Annotated in this window: 13 protein-coding genes; 10 read left to right on the forward strand and 3 right to left on the reverse strand. The window is 60.9% G+C overall.

The annotated features are described in order from the left end of the window. Positions 1 to 2 precede the first annotated feature (2 nt). Positions 3 to 1,508 carry a tripartite tricarboxylate transporter permease gene (locus AC4CWF_RS03300; protein WP_491283711.1) on the forward strand — a complete coding sequence of 502 codons (1,506 nt, stop codon included), beginning with the start codon at positions 3 to 5 and terminating at the stop codon, positions 1,506 to 1,508. A gap of 46 nt (positions 1,509 to 1,554) precedes the next feature. Here AC4CWF_RS03300 and AC4CWF_RS03305 read toward each other — a convergent pair whose 3' ends face one another. Beyond that, on the reverse strand, positions 1,555 to 2,607 hold the full coding sequence (locus tag AC4CWF_RS03305) for a LacI family transcriptional regulator (RefSeq protein WP_491283712.1): 1,053 nt from the start codon (positions 2,605 to 2,607) through the stop codon (positions 1,555 to 1,557). A gap of 257 nt (positions 2,608 to 2,864) precedes the next feature. On the opposite strand from AC4CWF_RS03305, the gene AC4CWF_RS03310 reads away from it, so the two are divergent. From AC4CWF_RS03310 to AC4CWF_RS03320, 3 genes are all read left to right on the forward strand, one after another. Continuing rightward, positions 2,865 to 3,098, forward strand: a complete 234-nt coding sequence (locus AC4CWF_RS03310) for a hypothetical protein (RefSeq protein ID WP_491283713.1) — start codon at positions 2,865 to 2,867, stop codon at positions 3,096 to 3,098. Positions 3,099 to 3,306: 208 nt separating this feature from the next. Then, a complete protein-coding gene (locus AC4CWF_RS03315) occupies positions 3,307 to 4,998 on the forward strand; it encodes an HWE histidine kinase domain-containing protein (RefSeq protein WP_491283714.1) in 1,692 nt (563 codons plus the stop codon). 60 nt (positions 4,999 to 5,058) lie between these two features. After that, positions 5,059 to 6,126, forward strand: a complete 1,068-nt coding sequence (locus AC4CWF_RS03320; RefSeq protein WP_491283715.1) for a DNA topoisomerase IB — start codon at positions 5,059 to 5,061, stop codon at positions 6,124 to 6,126. 95 nt (positions 6,127 to 6,221) lie between these two features. On the opposite strand, the gene AC4CWF_RS03325 is transcribed toward AC4CWF_RS03320, so the two are convergent. Continuing rightward, positions 6,222 to 6,782, reverse strand: coding sequence for a type 1 glutamine amidotransferase domain-containing protein (locus AC4CWF_RS03325; RefSeq protein WP_491283717.1), 561 nt, complete (start codon positions 6,780 to 6,782; stop codon positions 6,222 to 6,224). A gap of 574 nt (positions 6,783 to 7,356) precedes the next feature. On the opposite strand from AC4CWF_RS03325, the gene coxB reads away from it, so the two are divergent. From coxB to AC4CWF_RS03350, 5 genes are read left to right on the forward strand one after another with little or no spacing between them, the layout of a single operon-like run. Then, entirely contained in the window at positions 7,357 to 8,322 is a 966-nt protein-coding gene (coxB, locus tag AC4CWF_RS03330; protein WP_491283719.1) for a cytochrome c oxidase subunit II, read from the forward strand. After that, positions 8,319 to 10,838: a cytochrome c oxidase subunit I gene (ctaD, locus tag AC4CWF_RS03335; protein WP_491283720.1), complete on the forward strand. Its 2,520-nt coding sequence runs from the start codon at positions 8,319 to 8,321 to the stop codon at positions 10,836 to 10,838. Before coxB ends, ctaD begins: the two co-directional genes overlap by 4 nt. A gap of 7 nt (positions 10,839 to 10,845) precedes the next feature. Then, positions 10,846 to 11,229, forward strand: a complete 384-nt coding sequence (locus tag AC4CWF_RS03340) for a hypothetical protein (RefSeq protein ID WP_491283721.1) — start codon at positions 10,846 to 10,848, stop codon at positions 11,227 to 11,229. Beyond that, positions 11,226 to 11,873 carry a cytochrome c oxidase assembly protein gene (locus AC4CWF_RS03345; RefSeq protein ID WP_491283722.1) on the forward strand — a complete coding sequence of 216 codons (648 nt, stop codon included), beginning with the start codon at positions 11,226 to 11,228 and terminating at the stop codon, positions 11,871 to 11,873. The genes AC4CWF_RS03340 and AC4CWF_RS03345 overlap by 4 nt, the downstream gene beginning before the upstream one ends. Then, a complete protein-coding gene (locus AC4CWF_RS03350; RefSeq protein WP_491283723.1) occupies positions 11,873 to 12,928 on the forward strand; it encodes a c-type cytochrome in 1,056 nt (351 codons plus the stop codon). The genes AC4CWF_RS03345 and AC4CWF_RS03350 overlap by 1 nt, the downstream gene beginning before the upstream one ends. Before the next feature lie 226 nt (positions 12,929 to 13,154). Here the strand turns inward: AC4CWF_RS03350 and AC4CWF_RS03355 are convergent, their stop codons facing one another. Next, on the reverse strand, positions 13,155 to 13,427 hold the full coding sequence (locus AC4CWF_RS03355) for a hypothetical protein (RefSeq protein WP_491283724.1): 273 nt from the start codon (positions 13,425 to 13,427) through the stop codon (positions 13,155 to 13,157). Between the two features lie 157 nt (positions 13,428 to 13,584). On the opposite strand from AC4CWF_RS03355, the gene AC4CWF_RS03360 reads away from it, so the two are divergent. Then, complete coding sequence (locus AC4CWF_RS03360) at positions 13,585 to 13,797, forward strand: hypothetical protein (RefSeq protein WP_491283725.1); 213 nt, start codon at positions 13,585 to 13,587, stop codon at positions 13,795 to 13,797. Positions 13,798 to 13,822 lie beyond the last annotated feature (25 nt).

Consider the following 13,822-nt stretch of genomic DNA (forward strand, 5'->3'; position numbering starts at 1 on the left):
CGATGGAACTCTTTCACAATCTGGCGCTGGGTTTTTCCACGGCCACCTCGCTTGCCAACCTGTTCTTCTGCCTGATCGGGGTGCTGCTCGGCACGCTGATCGGCGTTCTCCCAGGTATTGGCGCCACGGCGACGATCGCCATGCTGTTGCCGATCACCTTTCAGCTGGAACCGGTCTCCTCGCTGATCATGCTCTCCGGTATCTATTACGGCGCACAGTATGGCGGCTCCACCACCGCCATCCTCATCAACATGCCCGGTGAAAGCTCGTCTGCGGTCACCGCCATCGATGGTTACCAGATGGCGCGCAAGGGAAGGGCAGGGGCGGCCCTTGCCATCGCCGCACTCGGCTCGTTTTTTGCCGGCACGGTCTCGACTTTCCTCGTTGCCATCTTTGCCCCGCCGCTCACCTCGATTGCGCTGCAATTCGGCGCTGCCGAATATTTTTCGCTGATGGTGGTCGGTCTCGTCTCCTCCATCGCGCTGGCCTCCGGCTCCATCGTCAAGGCGCTGGCCATGGTCGTGCTCGGCCTGCTGCTCGGGCTTGTCGGCACGGATATCTATTCCGGCACGCCACGCTTCACGCTTGGCATCCGTGAATATGCCGATGGCCTGAATTTCGTCGCGGTCGCCGTTGGTGTTTTCGGCATTGCCGAAATCCTGCGCAACCTTGAAAATGAAAAGACCCGCTCGGTGCTGATCTCCAAGGTCAGCGGCCTCATGCCGACGCGCGACGATTTTCGCCAGATGGTTGGCCCCGTCCTGCGCGGCACGGCGATTGGCTCGGCGCTCGGCATTCTGCCCGGCGGCGGTGCCATCCTGGCGGCGTTTGCCTCCTATACGGTCGAAAAACGCGTCTCGAAAAACCCGCAGGAATTCGGGCACGGCGCGATTGCCGGTGTTGCAGGTCCTGAATCGGCGAACAATGCCGGCGCGCAGACCTCGTTCATTCCGCTCCTGACGCTTGGCATTCCCGCCAACCCCGTCATGGCGCTGATGATCGGCGCGATGATCATCCAGGGCATCGTGCCGGGACCGAATGTGGCGACCGAACAGCCGGCGCTGTTCTGGGGCATCATCGCCTCCATGTGGATCGGCAACCTGATGCTAGTGGTCTTGAACCTGCCGCTCATCGGGCTCTGGGTGAAGCTGCTGACGATCCCCTATTACGTGCTCTTCCCGATCATCATGGCCTTCTGCTCCATCGGGGTCTACAGCGTCAATTCCAACGTCTTCGACCTCTATGCCGTCGCCTTCTTCGGTTTCATCGGTTACGTGCTGGTAAAGCTGCGCTGCGAGCCGGCACCTCTGCTGCTCGGTTTCGTGCTGGGGCCCCTGCTGGAGGAAAACCTGCGGCGCGCCATGATCCTGTCGCGCGGCGATCCCTCCACTTTCGTCACCCGCCCGATCAGCGCCACGCTTCTGGCACTTGCACTCGGCGTGCTGATCGTCGTGCTGTTGCCGAGCGTGCGGGCCAAGCGCGAGGTGGTGTTCCAGGACGAGGATTGAGACTATTTGATTGTGCAGGCTCCCGTCGTCAGGCGACGGGGGCCTTTTAAAATTCGGCGACCGTCTGCAGGTGCTGCAATTGCGTAACGGGCGTCTGGCGCAGAATGCGCTCCAGAAGCAGCGTGCCAAGCTTTGAGCCCGCCTCTGAGAGATCCTCGCGGATGGTGGGAATGCGCGGTCTCATCTGGTCAAACAGGCCGGATGTCTGCTTGGCGACCACATGAACCTCCTCGCCAAGCGTCAGGTTGCGGTCATGCGCTGCCGCCATCACCGCCATGGCAATCACCTCTCCGCCGCAAATCACCCCATCGGGCCGGTCCTCTTTGCCGAAAGAGGCGAAAAAACAATCGCGGATGGCATCTGAGGGGCTGTCTATGGTGATGCTTTCAGGGATTTCATGCGCAATGCCCGCTTGGCTGACGGCGGCCATGAAACCATCGCGCATATGGCGGGAAAAGGTAAACTGGCCGGGCGGCAGGATGATTGCAAGCTTACGGCACCCGGCCTCGATCAGCCGGCGGCTTGCGCTGTAGGCAAAGGTGCGGTTGTCGTAGTCGACATAGGGATGCGGCGTTAAAAGTTCGGTGCGGCCGTGGCAGATGAACGGGAAATCACTCTCCAGCAGCAGTTTCACCCGCTCGTCTTCGGGCTCCGTTCGGGTGAAGATGATCCCATCTGCGGTGCGGTTTCGAATGATGTGGCGCACCGGCTCGATCTGCGGACGATCGGAAAAATGCGGGGTGATGACGAGGTGATAGGGCGTATCGCGAAACGCCTCAGACAGCCCCCGTATCATCGACGTGGCATAGCCTAGGATTTCCTCGTGCGGATCGAGAATGAGGCTGATGACATGGGTGCGCCCCGTGCGCAGCCGCTGGGCGGCGCTATCCGGCAGATAACCGATTTCTTCCGCAACCCGCGCCACCTTGAGACGTGTCTCCAGCGCAATCTGCGGCGCGCCGGCAAGAGCCCTGGAGACGGTGGTGACGGCAAGCCCTGTGAGATCGGCAATGGTGCGCAGTGTCGGTTTTGCGCCAGCCTTGCCCTCTGCCCGCGCCTCTATTGGCCGTTTTGGCCACCCGGCCTCCTCAAGCGTCATGATCGTCCTCCTGCTTTGGGCTCCCGACCCAAACGGGATATAAATCATACTTTTTATCCCTGCGGAACATACGGTTCCCGCCTCTTCACGCGGCGGCAAAATCATGCCTTCAGCCGATGCAACCTGCGATGCCGGGCGTGGCAGGCAGATAGTCCCGCAGTTCCGGGCGGGCTGGAACTTTCGGCATCGCTGCAGGTTGACGCTCCACCCGCAGGCAGCAACCGCTGCGCGCGAAATGCCGACGACAGGAGGCGCGAATGCGCAAGGATATTCCCCAGGATAATGATGCGGCAACCGTTCGAGGCGATGCAAAGGGGCAGTTTGCCAAAAGCCAGGGCGACCGAAAGGCAAGCGGAGTCGATTCGGCAAAGCCCACCGTCATCACCGGTTCGGAAGATGCAACGGCGCACAAGGAGCCGCCGGGCCAGCATATCGGCAAGGAATGGTCGCCTCATTATGAAGAGGGACACAGCCAGAAAAAACCTGAATAGGTCAGAAGACCCGGCGGGCCAGGGACAGGTAATGTATCCGCTCGCATCGTCGGAACGGGGGACGCCGCCGGCGTTTGCGGCAACATCCCTTGGTTCCGGCTGCGAAGTCGGCTAGAACAAGCTGAACGCGTGGAGAGCGAGCGGGGGCGGGACATATGAGGGCAGCCACAATTCATCAATCGGCGCATTCGCAGGACTGATATTGGGGATGGTCAGGCTTTCGCGGATATTTCCGACTGCTTCGATCAGTTTTTATCTTGTCGCGCTCTCAGCCGTGATCGCGTTGCCCCTGATTGCTTTCGTCGTGTTTCTGATGCTGCGGCTTGAAGCCCAGCAGCGCGATATCCTGAACAGTGATACTGAGGAGGATGCCCGCGCGATTGCCCGCTCCATCGAGCGTGAACTGCGCGATTCCGCAACCACGCTGCGGCTCATCGCAAACTCGCCGGAACTTTCAACCGGTGACCTCCGCGCTTTTCATGAAAGAACCCGCAGCAGTTTGCGCGGCAGCGCGCGTTATGTCGTGCTGGCCGATGCGGATGGTGGGCAGAAACTGAACACCCGCACGGACTTCGGCGAACCTCTGTTGCCAATGGCCAACAAGGAAGGCCTGCACTCCGTTCTGTCATCCCGCAAGATCGAGGTCTCCTCCGTCTTTGTGGGAGCAAACGCCAAGCGCTGGGTTTTCAACGTGCTGATGCCCCTGCCGACGGAACTCGCCCCGGTCGGTTCTGCCCTCATCCTCACTCAGAATGCCGAGGATCTGCAGCGGCTGATCAGCACAGAAAATCTGCCGGCCGGATGGTCCGTTGCCGTTCTCGACCAGCACGACCGGGTAGTGACCTCAACGACAGCCTGGGCCGGTGAGGCGCCTGCGTTCGGAAAAACCACGCAGGCGCTGATGAGTGGTGTCAGCGGCACCATCGAGGATGTCGGAGGCGAACCGCGCCAGATGTATGGTTACGCCCGCCTGCCTGAATGGTCGTGGAAGGTGGTGGTCTGGGGGCCGATTGCCACGGCACAGGCCAGTATCATCACCACCTCCCGTTACCTTATTTTTGGAAGCCTGCTCATCCTGACCGGCGGGCTGATGGTCGCCTATTTCGTTGCCCGCCAGTTGCGCATTCCCATTCGCCAGATTGCCGCGATGGCAGACCGTATCGGCCGTGGCGAAATCGTCTCGCCCGTCGATACGCGCATTACCGAAGCCAATCAGATCGCGATTGCGCTGTCCAATGCCTCATTTGATCGCAGCGAGGCTGAAGACCGCGTTCACCTCATCATGCATGAGCTGGTGCATCGCACGAAGAACATCATGACGCTGGTGCAGGCAATGATGCGGCAGCTGGCGCGGCGCGGCACCAGCATGGAAGAGTTCCAGCGCGCCATCGCAGAGCGCCTGCACGGCCTTGGAAAATCCATCGAAATGCTGGCGCAGGAGCAATGGGCGGGCGTTCCGATGACCCGCGTCGTTACGCTGCACTTGGAAACCTTTGCCGAGGCCCGCGCCCGCGTCAAAGTATCGGGAGAGGATTTTATCCTGCGCGCCGAAGCGGTGCAGAATTTGGGCCTCGTGCTGCATGAACTGGCGACCAATTCGGTCAAGTACGGTGCGCTGTCGGTGCCGGAAGGTCGCGTCGACTTGTCCTGGACGCCTGTAACAGGAGAAGCCGAGGACCCTAATCTGCAGGTTACCTGGCAGGAAAGGGGAGGGCCGCCCGTCGTGGAGCCGGCCGCAACCGGTTTTGGCACCACCATCATCAAGCGCCATGCGGCGGCCTCGTTCAACGGACAGGTGGATGTGGATTACGCCGTCACCGGCTTCCGCTGGAGCCTTGTTGGCCCGCGCCGGCTGTTTGAGCGCAGCAGTGCGGAAATCCACAAGGATACGCTCACCTGACATCGCCTTGCCTCGGCTCCAGCGGCAGGAACGAACGCCGATCTTCGGCGTTTGGCGGCTATGGATATTACCAGCACCATCAGCACAACCGATACGGCCATCGAGGCGCTTTCGAACATCGGCCTCACCTATGTCAGTGATGCGGAGCCGGGCATCCGCAGGCTGCGCAAGGGGCGCGGCTTCTGTTATGTGATGCCGGACAAGACGGTTGTCTGCAAGGGGCCCGAAAAGCAGCGCATCCTGTCGCTTGGCCTGCCGCCGGCCTATGAGAATGTCTGGATCTGTCTGGATCCGCGTGGCCACCTGCAGGCAACGGGATATGATGCGCGCGGGCGAAAGCAGTATCGTTATCACACGCAGTGGCAGCTGTTTCGCAGCGAGCTGAAATACGACCAGTTGATCCGTTTCGGCGAGGCGCTGCCGCGCATCCGCCGGCGCGTGCAGAAGGATCTTGGAACCGGGCTCGATCATCCGGAAGCGGTCATCGCAGCCCTTGTTGCGCTGATGGATGCAACGCATCTTCGCGTCGGCAACCGTGCCTATGCCAAGGAAAACAAGACCTATGGCGCAACCACCCTCCTGAAGCGCCACATGAAGCTGACGGATGACGCGGTGCTGTTGCAGTTTACCGCCAAGGGCGGCAAACGCGTGCGCCACACCATTCGCCAGCCCCGGCTTCAGCGCATTCTGGAAGAGATCGCTGATCTGCCGGGACGCCAGTTGTTTTCCTTCCCCGATGAGGACGGCTTGCCGCATGCGGTGGATTCCGGACGGCTGAACGCCTATCTCGCGGAAGCTTCCGGCCTGCCGATTTCGGCCAAGACCTTTCGCACCTGGGGCGGCAGCGTGGCAGCGTTCAGTGCGGCCCGTCAGGCGCATCAGGCCGGCGAAAAGATAAATATCAAGCTGCTGACGACGGCAGCATCAGAGGAATTGCAGAACACGCCCGCCGTCTGCCGCAACAGCTATATCCACCCGCTCATCCTGTCGCTTGCCGAGGACGCCAGCCCGCTCGATGCCATCGTGGCAAACCCGGTGCGCGCTGATGCCCAGCTATCCGGCCTGCGCGTCGACGAGCAGCGGATGTTGTCCTTCCTCAAGAACGCCACCGTTATCGACCCGGAGTGAGTGCTGCCGAAGATCTCGGCAGTTCTGCATATCTGCATACACAAAAAGGCCGCCCTACAGTGCAGGGCGGCCAATTTTGTACGTGATGGTGTAGATCAGGCCGCGCGGCGATCGTGGCGACCTTCGCCGATTTCCTCGACGATCTTGGCGACGAACGCCTTCAGATCCTTGGGCGAACGCGAAGTGATGATGCCGTTATCGACCACCACTTCCTTATCTTCCCAGGAGGCGCCGGCGTTCTTCAGGTCGGTCTTGATGGAGGCAAAGGATGTCGCCTTGCGGCCGCGCAGAGCGTCGGCTTCCACCAGCAGCCAAGGGCCGTGGCAGATGGCGGCCACCGTCTTGCCGCTCTTGATGAAATCACGAACAACCTTGACTGCGTTCTCATTAGCGCGAAGGATGTCCGGGTTGATCTGGCCGCCCGGAATGACAAGCGCGTGGTAATCCTCGGACTTCACATCGGTGACAAGCAGATCCACCGGAACGCTGTCGCCCCAGTTCTTTTCATCCCAGCTTTTGATCTCACCGGCTTCCAGCGAAGCGATCTTCACATCGGCGCCCTGCTTGCGCAGGTCTTCCAGCGGCACGCGAAGCTCGGAGCGCTCATAGCCGTCGGTGGCCAGGATCAGGATTCGTGCGGAGGTAATATCTGTCATGGAGGTATCCTTTCGATGGTTTGGTGCCGGTTAAAGCCGGCCAGTCGAGAGATCGCGCCCGTTGATCGAAGCGGGAACGCGCATTTCCTCTCGCGGTGCCCTTGGAAGGGGCATATCGACACTGTCGGGCATGACGACATGAAGGTTATCTGCCCTTTGGACAGTGTCAGGTGCGGATTGTGACCTTTTGCGGCCAATCAGTTCATTCAGTCTGGCAATAACGTCGCGCATTTCACTTCCTCCAGTGATCGTTCCCGCTGAACCCGGGTTCGAGATGGTCCTTGCGGAGACGAAGTGTCTTGCCTGTCGTTGAGGCCGCTGTTTCGGCCCGTTGTGCTCTCTAAACCGCAGCCCGGGCTGGATGGTTCCTCATAAAAACTAAGGCACGTACTGGAACAAAAGCTACCCTTCACAGTTGCCGCCCTGTTCGCTGCCGTCTTAACACGGCAAATTTTGGGGAAGATCAGCCGCAGGGGCAAGGATGTGCGATGACCGCTTGACCGGCAGGGGCCGGCCAAATCGATCACCAGTTGACTGTCGGCGCATGCTCGCCGTCCTTTTGCCGGGACTTGTCTTGTCGTCCTGCACGGGCATCCAGTCGGCGCTCGACCCTGCGGGCTCCGAGGCTGAGGCGGTTGCCACGCTGTTCTGGGCCATGGTTGCCGGCGGTGGCGTGATCTGGCTGATCGTTGTCGGTGCCGTCATCTATGCCAGCCGTCTGAAGAAAAAGCCGATGTCGGAAATCGGTGCCAGCCGGGTGATCTTTTTCGGCGGCGTTGCCTTCCCGGTCGTCGTGCTGGCCTTTCTGCTTGCCTATGCGGTCTGGCTGATGCCCGCCATGCGCCCCTGGTTTGGCGGCGAGGGGGAGGGTTTGCGCCGCATCGAGGTTACGGCCGAGCAATACTGGTGGCGTGTGCGTTATCTCGACAGCACCGGCGGCGTGATCCGCGAGACAGCCAATGAAGTGCATATGCCCACCGGCGAGCGTGTGCTTTTCATGCTGAAAGCGAAGGACGTCATCCATTCCTTCTGGATCCCGTCGATTGGCGGCAAGATGGACGCGATCCCCGGCCGCACCAACACTTTGCAGCTGGAAGCGACCCGGCCCGGCACCTACCGCGGCGTCTGCGCCGAATTCTGCGGCACCGCCCACGCGCTGATGGCCTTTACGGTTCAGGCGATGGAACCTCAGGCATTTGACGACTGGCTGGCTGCCCGGCCTTCGGAAAGCCCGGTCGCCGGCATCGAACCGGTTTCCAGCGGCCAGCCCCGAGGCCTCAATCTTTTCCTGCGCCACGGCTGTGGTTCCTGCCATGCCATTTCCGGCACGCCGGCAGACGGCGCGCTCGGGCCGAACCTCACGGCGTTTGGATCACGTCCGACGGTTGCCGCGGGCACGCTTCCCAACACGCCTGAGAACCTCGCCCGCTTCATTCAATATCCCGATGCCATCAAGCCCGGCGTGCGTATGCCGGGTTTTGCCATGCTTCCCGAGGCGGATGTGGCGGCGATTGCCCTCTACCTGAAAGGACTGGAATGACCGTCGAACTGGGACCGTTGCTGCCGAAGGAGGAGCGCGCCGCGCAGGAAAAGCGCCTGCGGGATGTCTGGCGCACGCCTTCAGGCTGGCGTTACTGGACCTCGGTCAACAACAGCCAGATCGGCCTGTGGTATGGCTGTACGGCCTTCCTGTTCATGCTGTTTGCCGGCCTGCTGGCGCTTCTGATCCGCCTGCAGCTTGCCGTGCCCAATAACGATCTCGTATCGGCGGAATTTTTCAACCAGGCCTTTACGCTCCATGGCACGGTGATGATGTTCCTGTTTGCCGTGCCGATCTTCGAGGCGGTGGCGATCTTTATCCTGCCCTCCATGCTCGGCTCGCGCGAACTGCCGTTTCCGCGCCTTTCGGCCTTCGGCTATTGGAGTTTTTTCATCGGCGGCGTCTTCGTCTGCGGCTCGATCTTTTTTAATGCCGCGCCCAACAGCGGCTGGTTCATGTATCCGCCGCTTGCCACCGACAAGGAACAGTCCGGCATCGGCGCCGATATCTGGCTGCTCGGCTTGTCCTTCATCGAGGTCGCCTCCATCGCCGCGGCCGTGGAACTCATCGTCGGCATCATGAAATGCCGGGCACCGGGCATGCGGATCAACATGATGCCGCTCTTTGCCTGGTATCTGCTGGTCGTGGCGGGCATGATCCTGTTTGCCTTCCCGCCGCTGATTGCCGGCGACCTGCTGTTTGAAATGCAGCGCATGTTCGACTGGCCCTTTTTCGATGCGGCCCGCGGCGGCGATCCGCTGCTCTGGCAGCACCTGTTCTGGATCTTCGGCCATCCAGAGGTCTACATCATCTTCCTGCCGGCCATTGCCCTGATGGCGATGATCGTGCCGACCTTTTCCCAGAGGCCGATCGTCGGTTATTCCTGGATCGTGCTGGCGGCCGTGGGCACCGGCTTCCTCAGTTTCGGGCTCTGGGTGCACCACATGTTCACCACCGGCCTGCCGCAGATCTCGCTCGCCTTCTTTTCGGCCGCCTCCGAGGCGGTGGTGATCCCGACGGGCGTGCAGATCTTCGTGTTCATCGCGACAATGCTGGCCGGTCGGGTGATCTTTTCAACGCCCATGCTGTTTGGCGCCGGCGGGCTTGCCATCTTCATCATCGGGGGTCTCACCGGTGTCATGGTCGCGCTGGTGCCGTTCGACTGGCAGGCGCATGACACCTATTTCATTGTCGCCCATCTGCATTACGTGCTGATCGGCGGCATGCTGTTTCCGGTAACGGCTGGCATCTATTATTTCTATCCGTTCTTTTCCGGCAAGAAACTCTCTGATCGCCTTGGCAAGATCGCCTTCTGGCTGATGTTCGTCGGCTTTAACACCGCGTTTTTCCCGATGCATTTTGCAGGCCTTCGCGGCATGCCGCGCCGCGTCTATACCTATCCGGAAGACATGGGCTGGGACTGGTTTAACCTTATCTCGACAATTGGCGCCTTCGTGTTTGCGGCAGGTTTTGCCCTTGTCGTGATCGATGTGCTGAGGCCAAAGCGCAACGTCCCCGTCTCGCCGGACAACCCATGGAATGCCGGCACGATGGAATGGCTCAACGAAAAGGACGAGAACTGGGGGTATCGCTCCATTCCCGTCGTCAACAGCCGTTATCCCCTCTGGGATCAGCCGGATCTGCGCCAGCACATTGCCGAGGGGCGCTTCTACCTGCCGGACGCCGAAACTGGTCACCGCGAAACCCTCGTCACCTCCGTTCTTGATGGCAAGCCGCTGCAGGTGCTGCGCGTCGGAGGTTCCTCGCATGTCACGATGGTGGCTGCCTTCATGCTCGGCGGTGTGTTCATCGCGCTGACTTATGAATGGTGGTGGATCACGATCCTCTGCGCCATCGGCACGCTGATCTCCATTCTCTACTGGCTGTGGACGGGAACTGCGCAGATCCCCGAGACCGAGGCTCGCGAAGCGGGCATGGGCAAGAGCTTTCCGCTTTACGTCTCCGGTCCTGCCTCGGTCGGCTGGTGGGCGATGTTCATCACCATGGTCGGAGACGGTACGGCCTTTGCGAGCCTTATTTTCGGTTATTTCTTCTACTGGACCATCCATGATGATTTCACCGCAGGGGCTGCCGGTCCGGGCATGATGTGGCCGCTGATTGCTGCTGGACTCTTCATCGCCGCCTGGCTTGCGATGATGGCGGCGCGTTTTGTAAACGACCGCGATCGCACCGCCACCACCCGCCTTCTGCTGGTTCTGGCGCTGGCGCTGACCCTCGGTGGAACCGCCGCCGGCTTCATTGGACCATATAGCCATGCCATGGAGCCGACACGGCACGTCTATCCGGCCATTGTCTGGGTGCTCGTCTGCTGGACATCCGCCCATGCAGCCGTTGCCATCGTAATGCAGGCCTATTGCCTGGCGCGCAGTTTTGCCGGGCGCCTCACCGGCACCTACGATCAGGATCTGCGCAATGTCGTGCTCTACTGGCACTTCATGCTGGCAACGGCGGTCGGCACATTTGCCACCATCGGCCTCTTCCCGAGCCTGAGATGAGGGTGTCATGAAAAGCGTCATCCCCCGCGAAGTCGAAACGCTCTGGACCCTGTTTACCGCCCCCATCGTCTGGGCGCTGCATTTCGTCATCTGTTATGTCGTGATGGCGATCTATTGCGCCAAACCGGGCATCTACGGCCTCAGCTTCAATGATTTCCGCTGGGCGCTCGTCGCCTTCACACTTCTTGCGCTCGCCTTCATCGTGTTTGCCGGTTACCTCGCCTGGCGCCAATGGGGATTTGGCTCCGGCGACCCCCCGCATGACGAACCCACGGGCAAGGATCGACGCCTGTTCCAGGGGTTTGCGACGCTGCTTCTGTCCGGCCTCAGCTTCGTCGCCGTTATCTATACGGCAATCCCGCTGATCATCCTGGCGGAGTGCCAGACATGAGCACGACGACAAAACGCGTGATGTTCGGCTGCGGCCTTCTGGTGCTGTGCGCTGCCTGGACACTTCTCGTCCTTGAAAATGCCGCTTCGTTTTCGGTCCACATGATCACCCATATGGCGGTAGTGGCCGGTGCCGCCCCGCTTCTGGCGCTTTCCATCTCCGGCTCGCGTTACGATCGCGTTGCAACAAGCCGCATGCTTACGCCGCTGACGGCCTCGCTCATCGAACTCATTGTCGTCTGGGGCTGGCACCTGCCGGCACTGCGCGCCCTGTCGGAAAGCTCGGTTGTGTTTCGCGTGGCGGAGCAGGCGTGTTTCCTAATCGCCGGTCTCATTCTCTGGCTCTCCTGTTTCGGCGGTTCGGGAGAGGCGCGCGATGAGCGCCGGCTTGGCGGCACGCTCGGCCTTTTGTTCACCACCATGCACATGACCTTGCTCGGCGCGCTTCTGGCCCTGTCGCCACGCCCACTCTACGGCGATGGTTTTGTCACCTGTTTCGGCACGACCCTTTCGGCTGGCGAAGACCAGCAGGTCGGCGGCGTCGTCATGCTGATGGTGGGCGCGGCCGTTTATCTTGCCGGCGGCGTTACGCTTCTGGCCCGCACGCTTAATGCACCATCGCCATCTGGCATAAGGGAGGGCTGATGTTTATCCGCTGGAAATACCTGATCGCAGCCCTCGTCGTCGCGCCTATCCTCGGCCTCTTCGTCGCCTGGTCCGGCCTTGTCAGCATCGGCGCGAGAAGTGGCCATTGGGCGATCACCGACTGGTTTTTGCACTGGTCGATGCAAAGTTCGGTGCGCACCGCCTCTCTTTCAACGGACGTACCGCCTTTCGACAATCCCGAAATGCTCAAACTGGCAGCCGGGCATTACGAGGCGGGCTGTGCCATGTGCCATGGTTCGCCGGCCCGCGAACGCTCCGCCGTCGTCTTCGGCATGTTGCCGGTGCCGCCGGACCTGAAACCCCGCGTGCCCACATGGACGAATGCGGAACTGTTTCACATCGTCGAGAAGGGCGTGCGTTTCACCGGAATGCCCGCCTGGCCTGCCGAACATCGCGAGGACGAGGTCTGGTCCATGGTAGCGTTCGTGCGCAAGCTGCCGGGAATGAGCGCGGATGACTATCGCGCACTTGCCGGGCTTGCCACACCATCGGGAGAGGTGACAGCGCTCGGCTGCCAGTCCTGCCATGACGAGGAACGCCTGAACGGCAGAAGCCTGATCCCGAGCCTTGCGGGGCAATCGCCGGAGTATCTGAGGGAAAGTCTTAGCGCCTACCTCAAGGGCGACCGCGCAAGCGGCGTCATGCAGACGGCCGTCAACGGCCTTAACGCGGATCAGGTGGCAGGCCTTTCCGCCTATTATTCGGCGCTGCCGCGCAAGGCCATTGCGGAGGACGAGAGAAATCCGAACGGCGGAAATATCGCGGATGGGGAAAAGCTTGCGACAGCAGGACGTCCAGAGGACCGCATTCCCGCCTGCCTCAGCTGTCACGAAAAACCGGATAGCAACCCGCTCTATCCGAGCCTTTCGGGACAGAGCGCGCCATATCTGGCACGTCAGTTGCGTCTGTTCCGGGATGGGCATCGTGGCGGAACGCAGTTTCACCATCTGATGGCGCGCGCCGCCAATGACCTGACGGACAAGGATGTGGAGGATCTGGCTGCTTATTTTGCCGCGCGCGACGTCAACCGTTGAGGCGCGGCAAAGCCAGGATCAGACCGGCACGATCAGCATGTAACATGTTGCAATGGCAAGCACAACACTTGCAGCTTCCAGCCATTCACGCGGCATGATGCATCTCCCTACTGTCTGTGGCTCCAGAACGGGCTTGCAGCTGACTGGTTCCACACAATTGCCACAGGTGTGAATAATGTGTGCAGAAGCTGTCAGAAAAATGACAGTCGGCAATTTCTGCCACGCGTCATGCCATGCGGTGCTCGGCTTTTGCGCGGGCGCGGGCGGCTTCCAGAATGGAGCGGATCTCATCGGCTGCCATATTTGCAATGGCAAAACCTTCGCCCGGAACCGCACCTGGATCCTCCTCGTGATCCTTGAAGCTTGCATCCTCAGACAGCCGCCGTGCGAATTGTTGCAGGCTCTGGTCGCCGCCGAGAAGGGCGGCGATAAAATCGATCATCAGTTCCCGATGGGCGTTGAGGCGGCCTTCCATCTCTTCTGCGGACTGCGACATCATCGTTATTTTCCTCCTGCTGATTACGGCGCACGTTCTGCGCCCTTCTATCAAAGGGGGAACATCGACAGGCGCAAAAGGTTACCGGCATCCGTGAAATTTTTCACCGCCCGCCGTTGTCGTCAGACAGATGAGCGGGCCTGATAGACGAGGTGCCACGATGAAAATGCTGCTGCTGGCCGGATGCACGATCCTGATAGCCACCCTGTCCTCCTGCGGCCCGGCCGAGGAACAGAACACGACACCTACCGACACGTCGCCGCCGGCGGCAAACCAGCTTGATGGCAATACCGCTCCGGCCGATCGCGATCCGACGCCGCAGAGCGGGACCGGCGGGACCGTTCCCACAGATGGGCAGAAACCGCCGCGTTGAGGCGGATTAAGACGGATCTTGTCGC

It is taken from the genome of Neorhizobium sp. PAMB6630 (genome assembly GCF_058242775.1).

Coding starts and splice junctions, on each gene's coding strand:
- AC4CWF_RS03300 (WP_491283711.1), top strand. CDS start 3: ATGGAACTCTTTCACAATCTGGCGCTGGGTTTTTCCACGGCCACCTCG.
- AC4CWF_RS03305 (WP_491283712.1), bottom strand. CDS start 2,607: ATGACGCTTGAGGAGGCCGGGTGGCCAAAACGGCCAATAGAGGCGCGG.
- AC4CWF_RS03310 (WP_491283713.1), top strand. CDS start 2,865: ATGCGCAAGGATATTCCCCAGGATAATGATGCGGCAACCGTTCGAGGC.
- AC4CWF_RS03315 (WP_491283714.1), top strand. CDS start 3,307: ATGGTCAGGCTTTCGCGGATATTTCCGACTGCTTCGATCAGTTTTTAT.
- AC4CWF_RS03320 (WP_491283715.1), top strand. CDS start 5,059: ATGGATATTACCAGCACCATCAGCACAACCGATACGGCCATCGAGGCG.
- AC4CWF_RS03325 (WP_491283717.1), bottom strand. CDS start 6,782: ATGACAGATATTACCTCCGCACGAATCCTGATCCTGGCCACCGACGGC.
- ctaD (WP_491283720.1), top strand. CDS start 8,319: ATGACCGTCGAACTGGGACCGTTGCTGCCGAAGGAGGAGCGCGCCGCG.
- AC4CWF_RS03340 (WP_491283721.1), top strand. CDS start 10,846: ATGAAAAGCGTCATCCCCCGCGAAGTCGAAACGCTCTGGACCCTGTTT.
- AC4CWF_RS03345 (WP_491283722.1), top strand. CDS start 11,226: ATGAGCACGACGACAAAACGCGTGATGTTCGGCTGCGGCCTTCTGGTG.
- AC4CWF_RS03350 (WP_491283723.1), top strand. CDS start 11,873: ATGTTTATCCGCTGGAAATACCTGATCGCAGCCCTCGTCGTCGCGCCT.
- AC4CWF_RS03355 (WP_491283724.1), bottom strand. CDS start 13,427: ATGATGTCGCAGTCCGCAGAAGAGATGGAAGGCCGCCTCAACGCCCAT.
- AC4CWF_RS03360 (WP_491283725.1), top strand. CDS start 13,585: ATGAAAATGCTGCTGCTGGCCGGATGCACGATCCTGATAGCCACCCTG.